Genomic DNA, 18,064 nt, shown 5'->3' on the forward strand with positions numbered 1-18,064 from the left:
ATCCGTTCCTTGCGTCGAATCTGGAGGTGTAGTGGCAATCTTTACGGACCCCATCAGGGAACACGCTGATTTTGGGCCGGGGGATGCCGAGTGGCTTCACCTCCTGGTGGGCGACTGGCAGATGGTCGCCGACCTCGCCTTCGCTGACCTTGCCTTGTGGTTTCCGCATCCTGAGTTCGGCTACGTGGCCTTGGCCCACGTCCGCCCCTCCACCACGCACACGGTGTTCCACACCGACTTCGTGGGGGAGGGGATCAGGTCGGATCTGCAGCCGCTGGTTGATAAGGCGTGGAGCAGCCGGACCATTGAGCGCTCCAGCGAGACCAACTGGAGCAGCGACATGGCCCTCCGCGTCGAGGCTGTCCCCATGGTCAGGAACGGCCGGACGCTCGCTGTCGTGACCACACACATGGACTTGTCCAGTTCACGGATGCCGTCCAGGCTCGAACTGACGTACAGGCAGTGCGCCTATGACCTTCTCCGGATGGGAACGCTCGGACTGTGGCCCGACTTCGCCTCGCCCACCGGATCCCGCCGCGGCGCGCCGCGCGTGGGAGACGGGCTGATCCGGCTCGACGCAGACGGGATTGTGCAGTACGCAAGCCCCAACGGCGTCTCCGCATTCCGGCGCCTGGGTGACGGTGAATCCCTTGAAGGCAGGTCGCTCGCCGAGGTTACGGCGGGACTGCTGCGGGACCGCCGCATGGTGGATGAAACGCTGCCGCTCGTGGTCACCGGCCGGATGCCGTGGCGGAGCGAAATCGAATCCCGCGGAGTCAGCCTCTCACTTAGGGCCATCCCGTTGCGCGATGAGCAGCAAAGGTTCGGAGCCCTGGTGCTCTGCCGCGACGTCTCCGAGCTCCGCCGCCGTGAAATGGAGCTTGTGACCAAGGACGCCACCATTCGGGAGATCCACCACCGGGTCAAGAACAACCTTCAGACTGTCGCGGCGTTGCTGCGCATGCAGTCGCGCCGGATGGTCAGTGATGAGGCCAAGCAGGGCTTGGAGCAGGCGATGCGGAGAGTCGCAACGATTGCCCTGGTCCACGAGACGCTGTCCCAGGGTTTGACGCAAAGCGTTGACTTCGACGAGCTGATCGGACGTCAGTTCCGCCTGTCCGCCGAGGTCGCCTCGCCGTCGCAGCAAGTCAAAACCGCCAGGTCCGGGCTGTTCGGCGAACTGCCCAGCGACTTCGCCACCCCGCTTGCCCTGGTTATCAACGAACTCGTGACCAACGCCGTCGAGCACGGCCTGGAGGGACGGACCGGAACCGTCTGGCTACTCGCCGACCGATCGGAGGGCGACGACGGCGACGAGTTCCTGACCGTGACGGTGGCCGATGACGGTGTCGGGCTTCCGGAAACGCCACATGTTGAAGGCCTGGGATTGCAGATCGTCAGGACCCTCGTCACCAGTGAGCTGGGCGGGAGTATCCAGTGGAAACCCCGCGAGGGTGGCGGCACCGCTGTGCAGATCGTCCTGAACCTGCAAAAACGGTGACGGTGAAACCCTAACGACCTTTAAATAGGAGCGGCCGCGGACTCTGAAGTCCGCGGCCGCTTCACTTTGGCCGGAGGCCGGAAGTTCAGACGGTCAGGAGGCCCGGCGAGCGCGTGCAGCACGGCGCTTAAGGGCACGACGCTCGTCTTCACTCATTCCGCCCCAGACGCCGGCGTCCTGTCCCGATTCGAGGGCCCACTGGAGGCAGGTGTCCACCACCGGGCAGCGGCGGCACACACTCTTGGCCTCCTCGATCTGCAGGAGAGCGGGCCCGGTGTTTCCTACTGGGAAGAACAGCTCCGGGTCCTTGTCGAGGCACGCTGCGCGGTTACGCCAATCCATGCTGATCAGTCACTCCATTCCTGGGAACTCGTTTTAGCCACTTGTGAAAATATTCACTAGAAGCAACATAAGAAAGGGACCCAGCCGGGTCCCCTTGGTCATCTGAATTAAGCGTGTCATGTTAACGCTGTGTAAACAAGGGGTAATCGTCCACGAAGTGCCTTATAAGCGTGAGCGATACGTCACATAGCTCGCCAGCGCTCTCCCCGGAGTCGACTATGTCCGGTATGGTGCCAGTGTGTCAAGACCCCCAGAGGACCACTCCGACGCCAGCCCCGAGCCCCGCTTGCCGGGCGATGCCGACGATTCGGTTGCATCCCCGCGCCCTGTTTCTCCGGAAGTTCGGGCCATCCGGCCGCCGCCGGTCACCGTCCTGTCCCTGATCGTGGCCGCTGAAGCAACGGCACTTCTTGCGGCAGCGGGCTGGTATGCAATTCAGCTGATCACGGGAGCGCCCGTCCTTTCCTTTTGGGGGGCTGTTTTTACCCTGGCACTACTGCTGTCGTTTTCGGCCTGGCTTTACGCCGTTGCCTATTTTCTGTTCCGGGGATTCCGCTGGCCGCGGGCGGGGGCTTTGGTGGCCCAGCTGTTTGTTCTGACGATCGGATTTCCGACGCTCACCGGCGGTTACATTGCCGCGGGATTCGCGATGCTGGTTCCTGCGGTCATTGCCGTGGTCCTCCTCTTTAACAAGCGCGTGATCAGCTTTGCTTCACGTGCCGGCGGGGCTCCGCCGGCGTTGTGACCCCGGAGTCGGGTCCGGCCGCCAACTGAACGGGCACTGCCCGGCCCTCGGCAATGATGACGGCCCTCCCTGCGGGCGGGTTGGCTTCCACCTCAAAGCGAATGCCGAAGAAATCGCCGTCGCTGATGTGCCGTGGCGCGATCAGGATGCCGGCCCCCTGGCCCCGGGCATGTGCAGCCAGTGGGACGCGTTGGCTGAGTGAAGGACTGAACCCCGCAGTCAGGATTACCCTCAAACCAAAACCATGCAGGGCCTCGAGATGCCGGTGGGCCTCGGGGGTCAGCGTGTCCGCATCGTCCACGAGCAGGACCCCGTCCTTGTTAAGCGTCCCCGCCTCAGCGTTGGCCAGCACGCCGGCCCAGTAGCTGGCGGCTGTATCTTCCGGGCCGGGGCAGAGCCATCCTGGAGCATCAGCGTTGAGCTCCGGGATGGCTGCAAGAAGGGAACTCTTGCCGGAAGACGGGCCTCCCAGAACCGGTAGGACGCTTCCCGGTGGAAGACGGACTGCAGCCGGGACAAGTTCATCACCGCCGAGCCCCACAAGTATCTGGCGGCTGCTGTTGCCGTGTCCGGCTGCAGCAGCGGTGCCGGCTGGTGGTGCGGGAACGCCCGGGACGCGTGCCAGGACATCCGCAACGCTGAGACGCCTGGGCAGGGCCTCAATTCTGAAGGGCCTGACGGCCGGTTCCTTGCCCGTGGGAGGGGCTGCCGTCGACGCACGAGGGGCTGTGTAAAACTGGGCCGCTGAGGCCGGGCTGACCGTCAGCGGGCCGAACATCACTGCCCGTCCGCGGATTAGCGGTATGTCGGGGAGCCGTGGCCAGGCGAGCCGGCCCTCGTCGGTGGAGCTGGCGGGGAAGTAGGCCCGGTTGGGGATCGAGGCGAAGTACCGGGCCGTTACTACCTCCCGGTCTCCGGCAATGAGCACCGTCACGCCCGCTTTGGCACCGTCCCGGACGATGTCCTGGACGGTGTCTTCCGCCCAGGCCAGTGGCCCGGCCCGGAGTGATGAGACCCATGAACCCCAGCCGGAAAGCACCAGGACGATCGGTGGCGGCAGTGACTCCGTCGGGCCGCTGAGCCGCACTGAAAGTTCGAGGGCAACACGTTCCAGGATCCTGACGGCCCGGCGGAGTTCGTGGAGGCCGGCCGCCGCGCCGACCCGGGGCTGGGAACGGACCGAGCTGAAGGCATTTCCGGCATCGAGCAGGTAAAGATGCGATTCCGTGTCATGTTGGATCAGCTGCTGAAGTATTAGGTCCAGGGCTTCTTCCACTCCGCTTCCCGTTCCGCCGACCAAGGCCAAGTGACCATGGTTGGCCGGCTGCCACGTCAGCCGGGAGACCCGTTGCCTGTCCGGTTCGTCCAGCAGGCCGAGCGGTACGGACCAGATGCCGGGATCGGGCCCGCACTCTCTGCCGGCCTCGGGGAGGAGCACTGTCGTTGGCAGGGGCAACGCCACGGGACGGCGAGGCGGGTCTCCCAGACCGTCCCAGAGTTGCACCAGCGACTCCACAATGGGACCGGCTGCCCGGGCCGGCGACAGCCGGCACCCCGGGTCAGCGTCGTCCTCCTGGCCGGCCACTGGCGACACAAGGGCCTCGGCTGCAGGGCGAACCCGGACCGGCGATGCTCTCACCGCTGCCGCGGCACCCGCGAGCGTCGCCGCTTGGAACTCGACCGGATCCTCCGACCCGCGGGCGAGGTAGGCGCGCCCGGGGTTGGCCACAGGAATGCAGGCGGCAAGCCGTGAATTGATAATGTCCACCGATTCCATATCCGACTGGACGCGCAGGGCAATGCTTGTGGTGACGTTGGCGCGGATGTCTGCCGTAAGGGCGCCCTGGGGCCGCTGCGTGGCCATGATCAGGTGCAGGCCCAACGACCGTCCGACGGCCGCGATCCTCATCAGCTCCTTCAGGGCGTCGGGGGCGTCTTCAACGAGCATGCGGAATTCGTCAATGATGAGGACCAGATGGGGGAGCGGACCCGACGGGGAGCCAACGGCCCGATAGCCAGCCAGATCCGGAGCCTGCGCGGCCTGCAGCAACTCTTCCCGGTGCCGGATTTCCGCACGCAGGGAAATCAGGGCGCGGTCCAGTTCGTTTCTGGTGAGGTCGGTCAACATGCCCACACAATGGGGCAGCCCGGTCAGCGGTCCCAGGCCCGAACCGCCTTTGAAATCAAAAAAGAGGAAGTTGATCCGGTCCGGCGGGTGGCCGAGTGCCAGTCCAGCGGCCAGGCTCCGGAGTAGTTCGGATTTTCCGGACCCGGTGGTTCCGGCCACCAGAAAATGCGGGCCGTCCGACTCGAGGTCCACCACGAGGGGCCCATGCGCAGTCATCCCGATGGGAACGCAGAGTCCTGGCCTTGTGCTGCCGGCAACCCAGCGGCCCGAGACGTCTTGTGCAGCATGAGGAAGGACTTCAGCCAGCGAGCAACTCTGCGGCACGACGGGTGTGGCATCCGGGCTCTGCTCAAGCTTCACGGCCATGTTCCGGCAATACCGGTCGAAGACTCCCTCCGGGACGAGGTCGGGCAGGAAGTCCGTCGCCGTGCCCTCAATCCGCAACCTTGCGGCGGCTCCTCCCAGTTCGATGACCGCACCCGATTCGGGGTGGCCCTCCTGCGGGTCGCCATCCTGGGTACAGTCAACAACGTGCCAGCCCCGGCTGATGGCGGCGGCAGTCATGCCGTGGGACCGGGGCTCGCCGCGGACATCAGGTGTCAGTATCAGCACGCCCCGCTCCCGGGTCAGGTCGATGCCGCGTTCGAGAAGCTCCGACGTCGTCCGTGCATTGGGCGACAGCATGACCCGCGCTAGGTACCGTGCAGTCAGCGGCAGGGAGGTGGGTGTTCCATGAACAACGACCCGGGTCCGGGCCGCTGACCTGAAGCTTGTGAGCTGCATCAGCATGAACCTGACCATCCCGGCCACGTCCTGCCGCGGTCCGCGGACAAGCGTAAGGTCCGAAAGCTGCAGGATAGTCGGCATGAGGCCCGCCGCCGGCGCCTCGAAATCCGGGTCGGCCGGGTCCAGTCTGATGTTTGCCCGTTGCTCGGCCACTCCGAGTCGAAGCCCGATATCGTCGGGCACGGCTGGCCCGCCCCGCCGGCCGGTGTGTTCCGAGCGCCCGCTCAGGGCGAGTTCGGCCGCGGAAGGTGCGGCCCGGCGTCGTCGTTCCCTGTCCTCGTCGACGGCGGCAGCCACCAATGCCTTGAGCCGCCGCCGTTGACGGCGGCCGGCGAGCACGGGAACCAGGACAGAGACAGCGGATACGGCTGTAAAAGCCAGGAACATCCACATTCCGGTGATGACGGCCAGGCCCACGCCAATGAGTAGCGGCAGTATCGCTGTGAGGAGGAGAATTCCCCGGTTGCCGCCTTCCGGCCGGTGCGGAATCGTGAGGGGGTCGACCACGCTGGATCCGGCGGCCTCCCACTCCGGCAGACGTCCAGCAGGACCAGCCCCGAACACAATGGACAGCGTCGAATTTCCGCAGCTGATGAGCGAGTCTGTTGAGACCGCGGCATGCCCCGCCCGCTTCCCGTCGACGAAGGTCCCGTTGACACTGTCCAAATCGGTGATGGTGACGGCCGTGTCAGTGACATCCAGCCTGGCGTGCTCGCGGGAGAGGGCAGCATCCGGTAAGGCGATTTCTGTACCGCTCCGGCCGATCCGGTAGCTGCCGCGCCTCAGCGGCAGCACCGTCCCCGCCGCCGGACCGCTGTGTACGGCAACCAGCAGAGTCTCGGCCCTTCCGTCGCCGCTTTGCGGCGGGCGCTCCCGGGCGCCGTCAACGATGACCGCCCCGGTAACCAGCGGCGGTAGACCAACGACCAGGCTGCACAAGGGAAGGCCGGACACGGAGAGTTCACGAGCATCGTACTCCTGCGCTAATGCCTGCTGCAGCATGAGCCCGGAGCCTCCCGGTGGCGCCTCGACGGTCAGTTCGAGCGGTGGTCCCGGACTGGCGGCATCGGGGCCGCGGACCAGGGTGCAGTGGAGCGTCATCAGGTGCTTTCCCTTGGGGAGGAGGTGGTTTCTGCCCAAGCTACCGGCTGGCAGGGCAGCGGGGCATCGCCCCCAACGCACTATGTGGATAAGCCCTGCCAGCTCCTTCGAATCGTTAGTGTCGGCGTAGTCTCGGGTAGGCTAGAGCAGCAGCCAATGCACAACATTGGGCTGCCCGCATTCGAACCAGGAGATTTTGTGACCGCTGACCTCGTCATCGTAGGGTCGGGCTTTTTCGGCCTGACAATCGCAGAACAGGCCGCCACTGAGCTTGGCTTGAAGGTCGTTGTCCTCGACCGCCGCCACCACATCGGCGGCAATGCCTACAGCGAAAAGGAAGAGCAGACCGGCATCGAAGTGCACCGGTACGGTGCCCACCTGTTCCACACGTCCAACGAGCGTGTTTGGGAGTACGTCAACCGGTTCACGACGTTCACGAATTACGTGCACAAGGTCTACGGAGTCCACAAGGGCGAGGTGTACTCGCTGCCGATCAACCTGGCCACGATCAACCAGTTCTTCCGCGCAAACCTCACGCCGGGACAGGCGCAGGCCCTCATCAAGGAGCAGGCCGGCGAGCTCGCAGGCACCGATCCCCAGAACCTGAACGACAAGGGCATCCAGCTGATCGGACGTCCGCTGTACGAGGCGTTCATCAAGCACTACACCGGCAAGCAGTGGCAGACGGATCCGAAGGACCTGCCCGCGGGTATCATCTCCCGCCTCCCGGTGCGCTACAACTACGACAACCGCTACTTCAACGACAAGTACGAGGGACTGCCGACCAACGGCTACACCGCGTGGATCGAGAAGATGGCGGAGCACCCGAACATCGAGGTCCGGCTCGACACCGACTTCTTCGATGAGTCGCACGAGTACAGCAAGAACAAGGTCGTTGGCCAGATCCCGGTGATCTACACGGGGCCGGTGGACCGGTACTTCGACTTCGCGGAAGGCGACCTGTCCTGGCGGACGATCGACTTCGAGGAAGAAGTGCTCGACGTCGGCGACTTCCAGGGAACGTCGGTGGTCAACTACAACGACGACGACGTCCCCTATACGCGCATCATCGAACCGCGCCATTTCCACCCCGAGCGCGACTACCAGACGGAAAAGACCGTCATCATGCGCGAGTTCTCCCGCGCGGCGGAGAAGGGCGATGAGCCTTATTACCCGATCAACACTGCCGCCGACCGCGAACGCCTGCTGAAGTACCGCGACCTCGCGGCCGCGGAGAGCGATGTACTGTTCGGCGGCCGCCTGGGCACGTACAAGTACCTCGACATGCACATGGCAATCGGCTCAGCCCTGACCATGTTTGACAACCAGATCCGGCCGCATTTTGAGAGTGGCGCAAAGCTTGAAAGCGGAGGCGTAGACGCATGAGTGTCTCAACCGAAAGCCCGAAGGGCACCGACAGCCTGGAGTCCAGCGAACAGCGTTGGGATACGCTTCAGCGCGTCATCCTGCCGAGCTCCAGCCAGATGGACACGGTGCCCCTGTACATGGACATGGGCACGGCCACCGGCATCCAGTTGCCCACCGTCGGCGACCGCGACGGAAAAGCCAGCAAACCGCAGGCCTTCAGCAGCCCTACGAAGGAAGCCCACGTGGAGGACTTCCTTTCCCGGTTCTCCACGTCCGTGCGGTCCGGCGAACGGGTTTCCTTCGGCAGCTACTTCAACGCGTTTCCCGCCAGCTACTGGCGGCGGTGGACCACTGTTGAGAAAATTCGCCTCCACGTCCGCACCCAGGGCACCGGCTCGGTCATCGTCTACAAGTCCAACGCCCGCGGTTCGCTCCAGCGTGTGGACACCCGCAGGGTCGAAGGAATCTCGGAGAACTTCTTCGATCTGTCCCTCGCGCCGTTCGGCGACGGCGGCTGGTACTGGTTCGACCTCGTGGCCGGCTCGGAACCGCTCGTCATGCTCGACGCGGAATGGCAGGGCCCGGCAGCCGAGAGCAATGCCGGTTCTGTAACCCTGCAGATCACGACGCTGAACAAGACCGACTTCTGCCTCAACAACCTGAGGCTCCTTGCCGAGAACGGCGAGGCGCTGGAGCACGTCAAGGAAATCCTGATCGTGGACCAGGGATCGCAGAAGGTCGCGGATGCCGAGGGCTTCGACGAGGTCCAGGATTCCCTGCAGGGGAAACTGCGGATCATTAACCAGTCCAACCTCGGAGGCTCCGGCGGGTTTGCCCGCGGGATGTTTGAGGCAGTGGAGAACGGCAGCGACTACGTCCTGCTGATGGATGACGACGTCGTTGTCGAACCGGAAAGCATCATCCGCCTGTTGACCTTCGCGGACCGCTGCAAGACCCCGACCATCGTGGGCGGGCACATGTTCGACCTCTACAACCGGACGGTTCTGCACACGTTCGGCGAGATCGTGAACCCCTACCGGTTCCAGCCCTCGCTGCCCAGCGAGGAAATGATTCTGGGGCACGACTTCATGTCGTCGAACCTCCGCCAGACGTCCTGGCTGCACCGCCGTTGCGACGTGGACTACAACGGCTGGTGGATGTGCCTGATCCCCACGAAGGTCATTCGCGAAATCGGGCTCTCCCTTCCGCTGTTCATCAAATGGGACGACTCCGAATACGGTCTTCGGGCGAAGGCCCACGGGTTCCCCACGGTTTCCCTGCCCGGCTCGGCCGTCTGGCATGTCTCCTGGATCGACAAGGACGACCTGGTGGGCTGGCAGGCTTACTTCCATGCCCGCAACCGCGTCATTGCGGCCCTGCTGCACAGCCCTTATGAACATGGCGGACGCGTTGTCCGGGAATCGCAGTACATCGACGTGAAGCACATGGTGTCGATGCAGTACGCCACGGCCCAGGGCCGCGGCTGGGCGCTCGAGGACATCCTTAAGGGCCCCGAGGCCCTGCGGGAGCTGCTCCCGACCAAACTGCCGCAGATCCGGGAAATGATGTCCGGCTATTCGGATTCAGTGATCCGCCCCGATCCGGATGAATTCCCTGCACCCAAGATGGACAAGCCCCCTCGCCGGGGACACGGGATATCCCAGCCGTCCAAGGTATCGCTGCTGCCGTGGGCCGCAAAGACTGTCATCCGGCAGCTTGCCACTCCGGTTAGCGGTTCCAGCGCCGAGCGGCCGCAGGCGACTGTTGCCCACCAGGACAACCGCTGGTGGCGGATGGCCCAGTACGACAGCGCAGTAGTGTCCAACGCCGAAGGAACCGGTGCGTCCTGGTACCGCCGCGATCCGAAACAGCTTCGGAAGATGCTGGCTGAAAGCGCACGGCTGCACGCTGAACTCCTGAAGGACTGGCCGGCGCTCAGCAAGAAGTACAAGGCTGCAATGAACGACCTCACGTCGATTGAGTCCTGGAGGAAGACGTTCGAGCAGCACACTCAGAACGAGATCAAGTGAGCGCGACTACTCCTGGGGAACTAACCACGCCCGGACTGGGCGGCGGCCTGCGCGATCTTCGCCAGTCGGGGTTCCTGCTGAAACTCCTGGTGCGGAAGGAACTCAAGGTCCGCTACCGGGGCTCCGTTCTTGGACTCCTGTGGTCCTACGTGAAGCCCGGTGTGCAGTTCATTGTTTTCTACGTGGCTTTGGGGGTGTTCCTCGGACTTGAACGCAGTCCGAGGAACCCCGAGGGATTGTCCAATTACGCCGTGTACCTGTTTTCGGGCATTGTCCTGATCAACTTCTTTTCCGAGGCGCTGGGTAACGCGGCCCGGTCAATAGTCAACAACGGCAACCTGATCAAAAAGATCTACCTCCCCCGCGAGCTGTTCCCCGTCGCGTCCGTCTGGGTGTCAGGTGTCCACTTTTTCCCGCAACTTGTGGTTCTCGTGGCGGGCTGCCTCATCGCAGGATGGCATCCGGACGTGTTCCAGCTCCTGGCCGCGGTCGCCGGCTTTGTGATCGTCGGCCTGCTGGCAACCGGTCTGGGGCTGTTGTTCGGCGCAGCCAACGTCTATTTCCGCGACTCCGAAAACCTCGTGGACATGCTGCTGATGGTGGCCACCTGGGCGTCGCCGGTGATGTACGCGTGGACGATGGTGCAGGAGAAGCTTGGCGCCGCGGCTTTCGCGGTCTATCAGGCCAACCCGGTGACGATCGGCGTCGAACTGTTCCACTATGCTTTCTGGTTCCCGACGACGGACGGCTCCGCGGCCGTTCCGCCGAACCTGTTCAGCCTCTGGACACCGGTCGGACTGGGCGTTGCCCTGCTGGTCCTCGTCCTGGGCCAATTAACCTTTCGGCGGCTCGAAGGCCGCTTCGCGCAGGAGCTGTGAGTGGTCAACGCAATCGAAGTCTCTGACATCAGCAAGCAGTTCGTGCTTCGCCACACACGGTCGATCAAGGAAGCCGTCGTCTGGCTCGCCAAAGGGCGAAAGGGCGACCTGTCCGAGAAGTTCCATGCATTGAAGAATGTCTCCGTAGAGGTAAAAACGGGAGAGACGGTTGCGCTCCTGGGACTGAACGGCTCGGGGAAGTCCACGCTGCTGAAGCACATTTCCGGCGTGATGCTTCCCGACTCCGGCACAGTGCGGACCAGGGGCCGCGTCGCCGGCCTCATCGAAGTGGGCGCGGGATTCCACCCTGATCTTTCGGGCCGCGACAACGTGTTCCTCAACGGTGCCATCCTGGGCATGACCGAGCAACAGGTCAACGACCGGTTCGATGACATTGTCGAGTTTTCCGAAATCGGCCAGTTTATTGACACCGAGGTGAAGTTCTACTCTTCGGGCATGTATCTCCGGCTGGCGTTTTCCGTGGCGGTCCACACCGACCCGGAGGTGTTCCTCATCGACGAGATCCTTGCAGTCGGTGACGAGCCGTTCCAACGGAAATGCATCAGCAAAATCCAGGAACTCGCACAGAACGGCAAGACGCTCGTGGTGGTCAGCCATGACCTCGACCTTGTTTCCCGCATTTGTGCCCGCGGAATCCTGCTGGAGCACGGCGTCGTAAAGTTTGACGGTTCAATTCACGACGCCGTGGCGCTGCTGCGCTCCTAGCCAGGGTTCCGGCTAACCAGAGTTCCGGCGCCGCCGTCGCCGGCCAGCCACGGCACCAATCCGTTTCGTACGGATAGTCCAGCAACGGAGCGGACAACTATCGCTCTCAACCGGAAGGATAGTTGTGCCCGCTCTGCCCGCGCCCGCATCCCTTGCTGCGCCGCCAGCCCCGAACCGTCCTGCACCCAGGCGCGACATCCAGGGCCTCCGGACAGTGGCCGTGGGGCTGGTGATTATCTACCACATCTGGCCGGCGGTGCTGCCCGGCGGTTTCGTCGGCGTGGACGTATTCTTCGTCATCTCTGGTTTCCTCATTGTGGGATCGCTCGTGCGCGAAATCGAAGCGACCGGACGAATCGCACTCCGGTCTTTCTACGCCAAACGGATCAGGCGGCTGCTCCCTGCCGCCAGCCTGGTCCTGGTGGCAACGCTGGCGGCCATGGTGCTGCTGCTCCCGCAGAGCCGCTGGCAGTCAATTTCCTTTGACGTGATCATGGCCGCCCTCCAGGTGCAGAACTGGAACCAGGCCTTCGGTTCCGGCAGCTACGAAGGAGCCACGGCCCTCGTCTCTCCGGTCCAGCACTACTGGTCGCTGGCCGTGGAGGAGCAGTTCTACGTAATTATCCCGCTCTGCCTGATCGCCGCGGCCGCGTGGGCAACAAGGACCGGGATGGCCAAGAAATCGCTGTGCCTTTACCTGCTGGTTGCACTGTCCGCGGCGTCGTTCCTCCACAGCGCCTTCTTCTCGGTCTCCGACCACGACGTCGCCTATTTCGCCACCACTACCCGTATGTGGGAACTTGGGCTGGGCGGGATCCTGGCGCTGGTTCTTCCGCGGTTCCAGCTTGGGGAGCGGTTACGAATGCTCCTTGGATGGGCCGGACTGCTGGGCGTTATGTGGTGCGCCTTCACGTTCTCCACGTCCATGGCCTTCCCGGGTTACGTCGCACTGCTACCCGTTGCGGCCACCGTTTTCGTTCTGGCCGCAGGCACGACGGCTGCGGGCAACCACTCTGCAGCGGCCGCCTCGGTAGTGAAGCCGGGTAACGGCCGGTTCAGCGCGTCCTCGCTGCTCTCAACCGGTCCGGCGAAGTTCCTCGGCGACATCTCCTATTCCCTTTACCTGTGGCACTGGCCCGTGGTTGTCCTGTATGTGTTCTTTCTGGGGAGGGCGCCGGGGCTCCTGCATGGCTCCGCAATGGCCGCCATCAGTCTGGTGGCGGCGGTGGCGTCCTACTACCTTGTCGAGCAGAAGTTCCGCCACGATGGCGGGCACGGTGGCGTGGAGGTCCCCGTCCGAGGGTTGAGGCACATGGGCCATCGCAAGGCCTTTGTCCTGGCAGCCGGGCTGGTTGCAGCTACCACGCTGACCGCACTCGCTCCCTGGGGAATCGTTGAGGCGAAATCTCAGCAGCTGGACGGGGCCCTTAACTTGCGTCAGTATCCGGGAGCAATGGCGCTCGATGGTGACCGGCCGGCGGCGGTGCCTTCAGGACTGGCGGTGCGGCCCGATCCGGCCGTGGCGATGAAGGATGTTCCCGTGACAGGCGGCAACGAATGCGGAGCGTTCGATCCGGCGAAAATGGGCGAGGAGAAGTGCCGCTACGGGAGTGCCGACGCCGGGAAGACCATGATCGTCGTTGGTGACTCGCACGCAGCGCAACTGGTGGATCCGTTGCTGCTGGTGGGGGAGCAGTCCGGCTGGAACGTCCACGCGATGGTCCGGAACGGCTGCCCGTTCTCCCTGGCCCCGCCGGAATCCGCAGACACGGTCTTCCATAACTGCTCCAACCAGAACCGGGAGACGCTGGGCCGGATCCTGCGCCTGAAACCTGACCTGGTAGTGGTCTCGGGCATGACGCCCGCAGGCTATGAACGGGCCCTTCAGTGGGGGTGGAAGGACCCGGAGGCCCTGGTCTCGGGCTATGCGGGCCTGCTGAAGCCGCTTCGGGACGCCGGAATCAGGGTCTCGGTCGTAATGGATATTCCGTATCCCGAGTTCGCCGCACCGGACTGCGTGCAGGCGAACGGCAGCGGCTCGGACGCCTGCGTCATCCAGCAGGCCGTCGGGGACCGCCCGGTCGATCCCTTGCCTGCGGCTGCCGCGAGGGTTCCCGGTGTGGACGTGGTCGACCTGTACCCGTACTTTTGCACCGACGGCCGCTGCCCGTCCGTCATCGGCAACGTGATGGTCTATCGGGACAACCACATGACCAACAGCTATGCCAGGACGCTCGCATCGCCGCTGGCGAGGATGCTCCGGCTCTAAAACGTCAGTAGCAGGCGGTCACTTCAAACAGCTTGGCGTCACCGTGGCGGGCCAGCAGTTTAAACCCGGGCGTCGCGTCGGGTATCTGCAGGCCCACGAAACCATGGTTTCCGCCGTGGACTTCCCGCGTTCCAAAATCGAGGACATAGCGGACGTTGTCCGCGCGGGCGGCGTCGCAAACGGCAGGATCGGTGCCAGCCTCCCGCAACTTGTCGTTCAGCAGTTCGGTGGCCTTCGTGTATGTGGTGAGCGTGTGCTTGGACGTGGTGTTGCGGTCGGCGATCGCAAAGGCCATTGCGCCTCCGGTCCAAGGGTTGACGGCGATGGTTGCATCGGCGGGGACGAGGTCATCCAGCTCGTCGATCAGGGCCATCTCGTCTGAACTGACCAGGGCCGAGTCCGGGGTTGTTGAGTAATTGACCTTGGCCGACTGGATGGAAGCACCCAGCGGCACTGTTTGGGCGGCCAGAATCAGGCCAAGGAGTGCCAGCGGCACCACAGCGGACACCACGAGGCGGGATTTCCGGATTCCGGCAGGGACGGCCTTCAGCGAATCACGGTGCGTCACCCAGACGTGCTGAAGCTTTCCGACAAGCCAGCCCGCTCCGGCAGCTGCCAGCGGGACGGCGGCAACGGGCAGGAGGGCCGCAAGGCGGTAACTGTCGTTGTACCAGACACCGGTCAGCGTATTGCGCAGCCACCCGGTCGGCCCGGCGGAGACGACGATGAACAGGGCGGCTATGACGGCGAACGAGCCGAGGAGCCAGATGCGCTTGTGACGGCGGCACAGGACCACAACGCCGGTGATCAGCAGGATGCTCACAGCCCAGGCTGGCGGACGCTGCATTGCGGAGTTGGTGAGGATCTCACCCACGGCTTGGCCGGGTGTCTGGAAAGGAAGCCAGGTTGCCGCCGCCGCGGGCGGACGAATGTACTTCCACATGACCGCGATGACGCCGAGAATTCCAAGCAGCCCGGCCCCCATGAGAAGGGTTCCCCTGTGGCCATGACCGTTCCTGTACCTTGCCAGCGAGAACGCGACGAAGGACACCAGAAGGATGGGGATCGACAAGGCCAGCAGGGACATGAGCCCGTTTGGATGCGCCAGGGCGACGCCGATTGCGGCCACGGGGGCCAGGACGTACCGTGCCATCCCCATGGCGCCCGGAGCATCGCTGACGCCAAAGAATATGCTGACGCTTGCCAAGGCGGCCGGAATCATGCTGACGGACAGGAAGTTCGGGTAGAGCACCCCGAAGTCCAGCAACAGCAACGGGAATGATCCAAACCCGGCGGCCAGCACGCCGGCGGCGGCAACGGCGTAGGCGTTTGGTCCGATGACTGTCCGCGCCAGGAACATGCAGCCTGCTGTCCAGACGGCCGCGGCAACAACCAGGTTGACGATGTTGACGGCGACGCTGATCTGGGCGCCGGTCATCTGGACCAGGAGGGATGCCAGCCCGTGCCACGCGGCAGGGTAGAAATAGGGCGGGCTGTCGCCGCTGGTCATGCCGGAAAGGGTCAGGGACGAAGCGTTGCCCGAATCCAGGATGTACCGGATCGCATTGAGGTGAAAGACATTGTCGAACGTCTGGGAGATGTTTTCCGGCCTGCCGAAAGCCCGGTGGAGTTGCAGCGCGATGGCACTCGAGCCTGCGAGGAAGCCCACGGCAGCTACGATGTCCGCTTTGGCCGGCTTACGCAGTGCCCGACGTGCGCGGAGCGATGCGCCGGGCCCGGCGCTGCGACTACGGATCTTTCGGACTCCGAAGAGCACGCCGGAGACCAGAACAGTGGAGACGGCAACTGGAAGGGGGGACCAGCCGATTCCCAGATACGGTGCCGCTATGGCAGTGACCGCTACGAGGCTGACGGTCAGAACGGGCGCGAGGGCCAGGTAGGACCAGCGCTGCAGCCCGAGTCCGGCAAGCACCAGCGTGCCCGGCGCAAACAGCAAAAGCAGGCACGCCAGAACGACGGGCACGGTAGCAAACCAACTCATTGAGACTCCACTCGAAAATACGACGGCGGCAGTCCCGCCAGCTGGCCGGAGATGCCCTAGTTCTCCAAGAGGCCCAGAAGGTAGCTTCCGTAGCCGCTCTTGACCAGCGGTTCAGCACGTTCGCGAAGTTCGTCGTCGGTCAGGAAACCCTGGCGCCAGGCGATTTCTTCCGGGGCGCCGATTTTGAGTCCCTGGCGGTTTTCAACCGTACGGATGAAGTTCGAGGCGTCACTGAGGTCGTTGAATGTTCCGGTGTCCAGCCACGCTGTACCGCGGGGGAGGATCTCCACCTGAAGATCACCGCGCTCCAGGTAGGCACGGTTCACGTCGGTGATCTCGAGCTCGCCGCGAGGGGAGGGCTTGAGGTTCCCGGCAATGTCGATGACGTCGTTGTCATAGAAGTAGAGGCCGGGAACGGCGTAGTGGCTGCGCGGCTTTGCCGGCTTCTCCTCCAGGGAGAGTGCTTTGCCGTCGTCGTCGAACTCAACGACACCGTACGCTTTCGGATCATTGACCCAGTAGCCGAACACCGCACCGCCCTTGATGTCAGCGTGGCGCCGGAGCTGGGTGCCCATGCCCTGGCCATAGAAGATGTTGTCACCAAGCACCAGGGCGACCGTCTCGTCGCCGATGTGGTCCGCTCCAAGGATGAACGCCTGTGCCAGGCCGTCCGGAGAGGGCTGCTGCACGTAAGTAAGGTTGATACCGAACTGCGAACCGTCTCCGAGCAGCCGCTTGAACTGATCTGCATCGTGGGGAGTGGTGATGATGAGAATGTCGCGAATGCCGGCAAGAATGAGCGTGGACAGCGGATAGTAGATCATCGGCTTGTCGTAAACAGGGACGAGCTGCTTGCTGATGCCAAGAGTAATCGGGTGCAGCCGGGACCCAGTTCCGCCGGCCAGAATAATTCCACGCATGGTCCCCATCCTCCCGTACCGAAGGCCGAGACGCCAAACGCTGTAGAATGGACCGTCTGCCGACACCCAAAGGAAGCAAAGGTTTGAGCACTCTCACTCTGAAACCCAAGGCCGTTCCGGCGCCCCAACTGGGGCGGGCACTCGACCCCAGGGGAAACAGCCTCAACCTTATCCGGCTGGTTCTTGCACTGGCGGTGCTGTTCGCGCACAGCTGGCACATCGTTGGTGCGGGGAATGGGCCGACCTTCCAAGGGGAGAACCTGGGCGGGTGGGCCGTCGCCGGGTTCTTTGGCATCAGCGGCTATCTGATCACGGCAAGCAGGTTCAGCAATCGGATCGGCCCGTACCTGGTGCACCGTGTGGCCAGGATCTTCCCGGCGTTCATCGTGTGTCTTGTCATGATGGCTTTTGTCTTTGCACCGGTTGCCTACCTGGTTCAGCGCGGGAACCTGCTGGGGTTCATGTCCACGCCCACCACGCCGCTGAACTCGATATTCGCAAACCTCTCGCTCCGCATTGTCAGCTACGACATCGCGGGCACGCCTGCAGCGGTTCCCTACCCGGGAGCTTGGAACGGGTCGCTCTGGACGCTGTATTTCGAGTTCATGTGCTACCTGCTCGTGGCCTTCCTCGGGTTCCTGCCGATCGTCAAGAAGACCCCGTGGCCCGTCATTGCCGCGTTTGGACTCAGCGTTGTGCTGTGGGCAAATATCGGCATGCTAAAGCCCTACATGCAGTCCAACCTGGACTTTGAACTGGCGGCCCGGCTGATCCCGTACTTCCTCGGCGGTGCCGTAGTCCAGGTGCTGAGTTCACGTCTTGGCATCCACCGGGTGGCAGGTCCCGTGGCTGTCGCGATAGCTGCTGCATTGATTCTGTGGGTTCCGGGGTTCGGCGGGCAGCTCGCGGCGCCGTTTATTGCGTACGGACTCCTGTGGATATCCACCTGGTTGCCGCAGCCTGCGATGGTCGCAAAGAATGACATCTCCTACGGGGCGTATATCTACGCGTTTCCCGTTCAGCAGTTGCTGGCGGTTTTCGGCGCATATCACTGGGGAGTCTGGTGGTTCACCATCGCCGCGACCCTGTGCACTATTCCGCTGGCAGCCGCCAGCTGGCTGTTCATTGAACGCCCGGTAATGCGTCGGGCGAAGAAAAGCGTCTAGAGGCCTGTCGCTTGTGACGGGCTAACCTCGATTTTTCATGATGGTCGGTGATGGTCGCTGGTTCGTGCCGGTGTGTTGATCGGCGGGTGTTTTCTGTTTTCG

Annotated in this window: 12 protein-coding genes; 8 read left to right on the top strand and 4 right to left on the bottom strand. The window is 63.7% G+C overall.

Annotated elements, in window-relative coordinates; translation table 11 throughout:
- Nucleotides 1-31: 31 nt before the first annotated feature.
- Nucleotides 32-1,501 carry a PAS domain-containing sensor histidine kinase gene (locus PV761_RS07040; RefSeq protein WP_028270180.1) on the top strand — a complete coding sequence of 490 codons (1,470 nt, stop codon included), beginning with the start codon at nucleotides 32-34 and terminating at the stop codon, nucleotides 1,499-1,501.
- 93 nt (nucleotides 1,502-1,594) lie between these two features.
- Here the strand turns inward: PV761_RS07040 and PV761_RS07045 are convergent, their stop codons facing one another.
- Nucleotides 1,595-1,843 (bottom strand): WhiB family transcriptional regulator, encoded by a 249-nt coding sequence (locus PV761_RS07045; protein ID WP_003804966.1) that lies wholly within the window; start codon nucleotides 1,841-1,843, stop codon nucleotides 1,595-1,597.
- A 385-nt stretch (nucleotides 1,844-2,228) separates the two neighbouring features.
- Between PV761_RS07045 and PV761_RS07050 the strand changes: the two genes are divergently transcribed.
- Nucleotides 2,229-2,588 (top strand): hypothetical protein, encoded by a 360-nt coding sequence (locus PV761_RS07050; RefSeq protein ID WP_347895457.1) that lies wholly within the window; start codon nucleotides 2,229-2,231, stop codon nucleotides 2,586-2,588.
- On the opposite strand, the gene PV761_RS07055 is transcribed toward PV761_RS07050, so the two are convergent.
- Nucleotides 2,545-6,603, bottom strand: coding sequence for an FtsK/SpoIIIE domain-containing protein (locus PV761_RS07055; RefSeq protein WP_347895459.1), 4,059 nt, complete (start codon nucleotides 6,601-6,603; stop codon nucleotides 2,545-2,547). The two genes, PV761_RS07050 and PV761_RS07055, sit on opposite strands and share 44 nt — an antisense overlap.
- Nucleotides 6,604-6,801: 198 nt before the next feature.
- Here PV761_RS07055 and glf point away from each other — a divergent pair, with 198 nt between their 5' ends.
- From glf to PV761_RS07080, 5 genes are all read left to right on the top strand, one after another.
- Nucleotides 6,802-7,989, top strand: coding sequence for a UDP-galactopyranose mutase (gene glf / locus PV761_RS07060; protein ID WP_347895461.1), 1,188 nt, complete (start codon nucleotides 6,802-6,804; stop codon nucleotides 7,987-7,989).
- The gene (locus tag PV761_RS07065) at nucleotides 7,986-10,001 is read left to right on the top strand and encodes a glycosyltransferase (protein WP_347895463.1); all 2,016 of its coding nucleotides are present in this window, start codon (nucleotides 7,986-7,988) and stop codon (nucleotides 9,999-10,001) included. Before glf ends, PV761_RS07065 begins: the two co-directional genes overlap by 4 nt.
- Nucleotides 9,998-10,879: an ABC transporter permease gene (locus PV761_RS07070; protein WP_028270176.1), complete on the top strand. Its 882-nt coding sequence runs from the start codon at nucleotides 9,998-10,000 to the stop codon at nucleotides 10,877-10,879. The genes PV761_RS07065 and PV761_RS07070 overlap by 4 nt, the downstream gene beginning before the upstream one ends.
- Complete coding sequence (locus tag PV761_RS07075; protein ID WP_028270175.1) at nucleotides 10,880-11,605, top strand: ABC transporter ATP-binding protein; 726 nt, start codon at nucleotides 10,880-10,882, stop codon at nucleotides 11,603-11,605.
- A 124-nt stretch (nucleotides 11,606-11,729) separates the two neighbouring features.
- Entirely contained in the window at nucleotides 11,730-13,874 is a 2,145-nt protein-coding gene (locus tag PV761_RS07080) for an acyltransferase family protein (protein ID WP_347895465.1), read from the top strand.
- Between the two features lie 4 nt (nucleotides 13,875-13,878).
- Here PV761_RS07080 and PV761_RS07085 read toward each other — a convergent pair whose 3' ends face one another.
- Together PV761_RS07085 and rfbA are read right to left on the bottom strand one after the other, a co-directional pair.
- Nucleotides 13,879-15,876, bottom strand: coding sequence for a DUF6541 family protein (locus PV761_RS07085; RefSeq protein WP_347895467.1), 1,998 nt, complete (start codon nucleotides 15,874-15,876; stop codon nucleotides 13,879-13,881).
- Between the two features lie 56 nt (nucleotides 15,877-15,932).
- On the bottom strand, nucleotides 15,933-16,796 hold the full coding sequence (gene rfbA, locus PV761_RS07090; RefSeq protein ID WP_347895469.1) for a glucose-1-phosphate thymidylyltransferase RfbA: 864 nt from the start codon (nucleotides 16,794-16,796) through the stop codon (nucleotides 15,933-15,935).
- An 83-nt stretch (nucleotides 16,797-16,879) separates the two neighbouring features.
- Here rfbA and PV761_RS07095 point away from each other — a divergent pair, with 83 nt between their 5' ends.
- Complete coding sequence (locus PV761_RS07095) at nucleotides 16,880-17,962, top strand: acyltransferase (protein ID WP_051628771.1); 1,083 nt, start codon at nucleotides 16,880-16,882, stop codon at nucleotides 17,960-17,962.
- Nucleotides 17,963-18,064: the final 102 nt, after the last annotated feature.

Source organism: Arthrobacter sp. CC3 (genome assembly GCF_039907775.1).
Taxonomy (GTDB): domain Bacteria; phylum Actinomycetota; class Actinomycetes; order Actinomycetales; family Micrococcaceae; genus Arthrobacter.

Coding starts and splice junctions, on each gene's coding strand:
- PV761_RS07065 (WP_347895463.1), top strand. CDS start 7,986: ATGAGTGTCTCAACCGAAAGCCCGAAGGGCACCGACAGCCTGGAGTCC.
- PV761_RS07055 (WP_347895459.1), bottom strand. CDS start 6,603: ATGACGCTCCACTGCACCCTGGTCCGCGGCCCCGATGCCGCCAGTCCG.
- rfbA (WP_347895469.1), bottom strand. CDS start 16,796: ATGCGTGGAATTATTCTGGCCGGCGGAACTGGGTCCCGGCTGCACCCG.
- PV761_RS07045 (WP_003804966.1), bottom strand. CDS start 1,843: ATGGATTGGCGTAACCGCGCAGCGTGCCTCGACAAGGACCCGGAGCTG.
- PV761_RS07085 (WP_347895467.1), bottom strand. CDS start 15,876: ATGAGTTGGTTTGCTACCGTGCCCGTCGTTCTGGCGTGCCTGCTTTTG.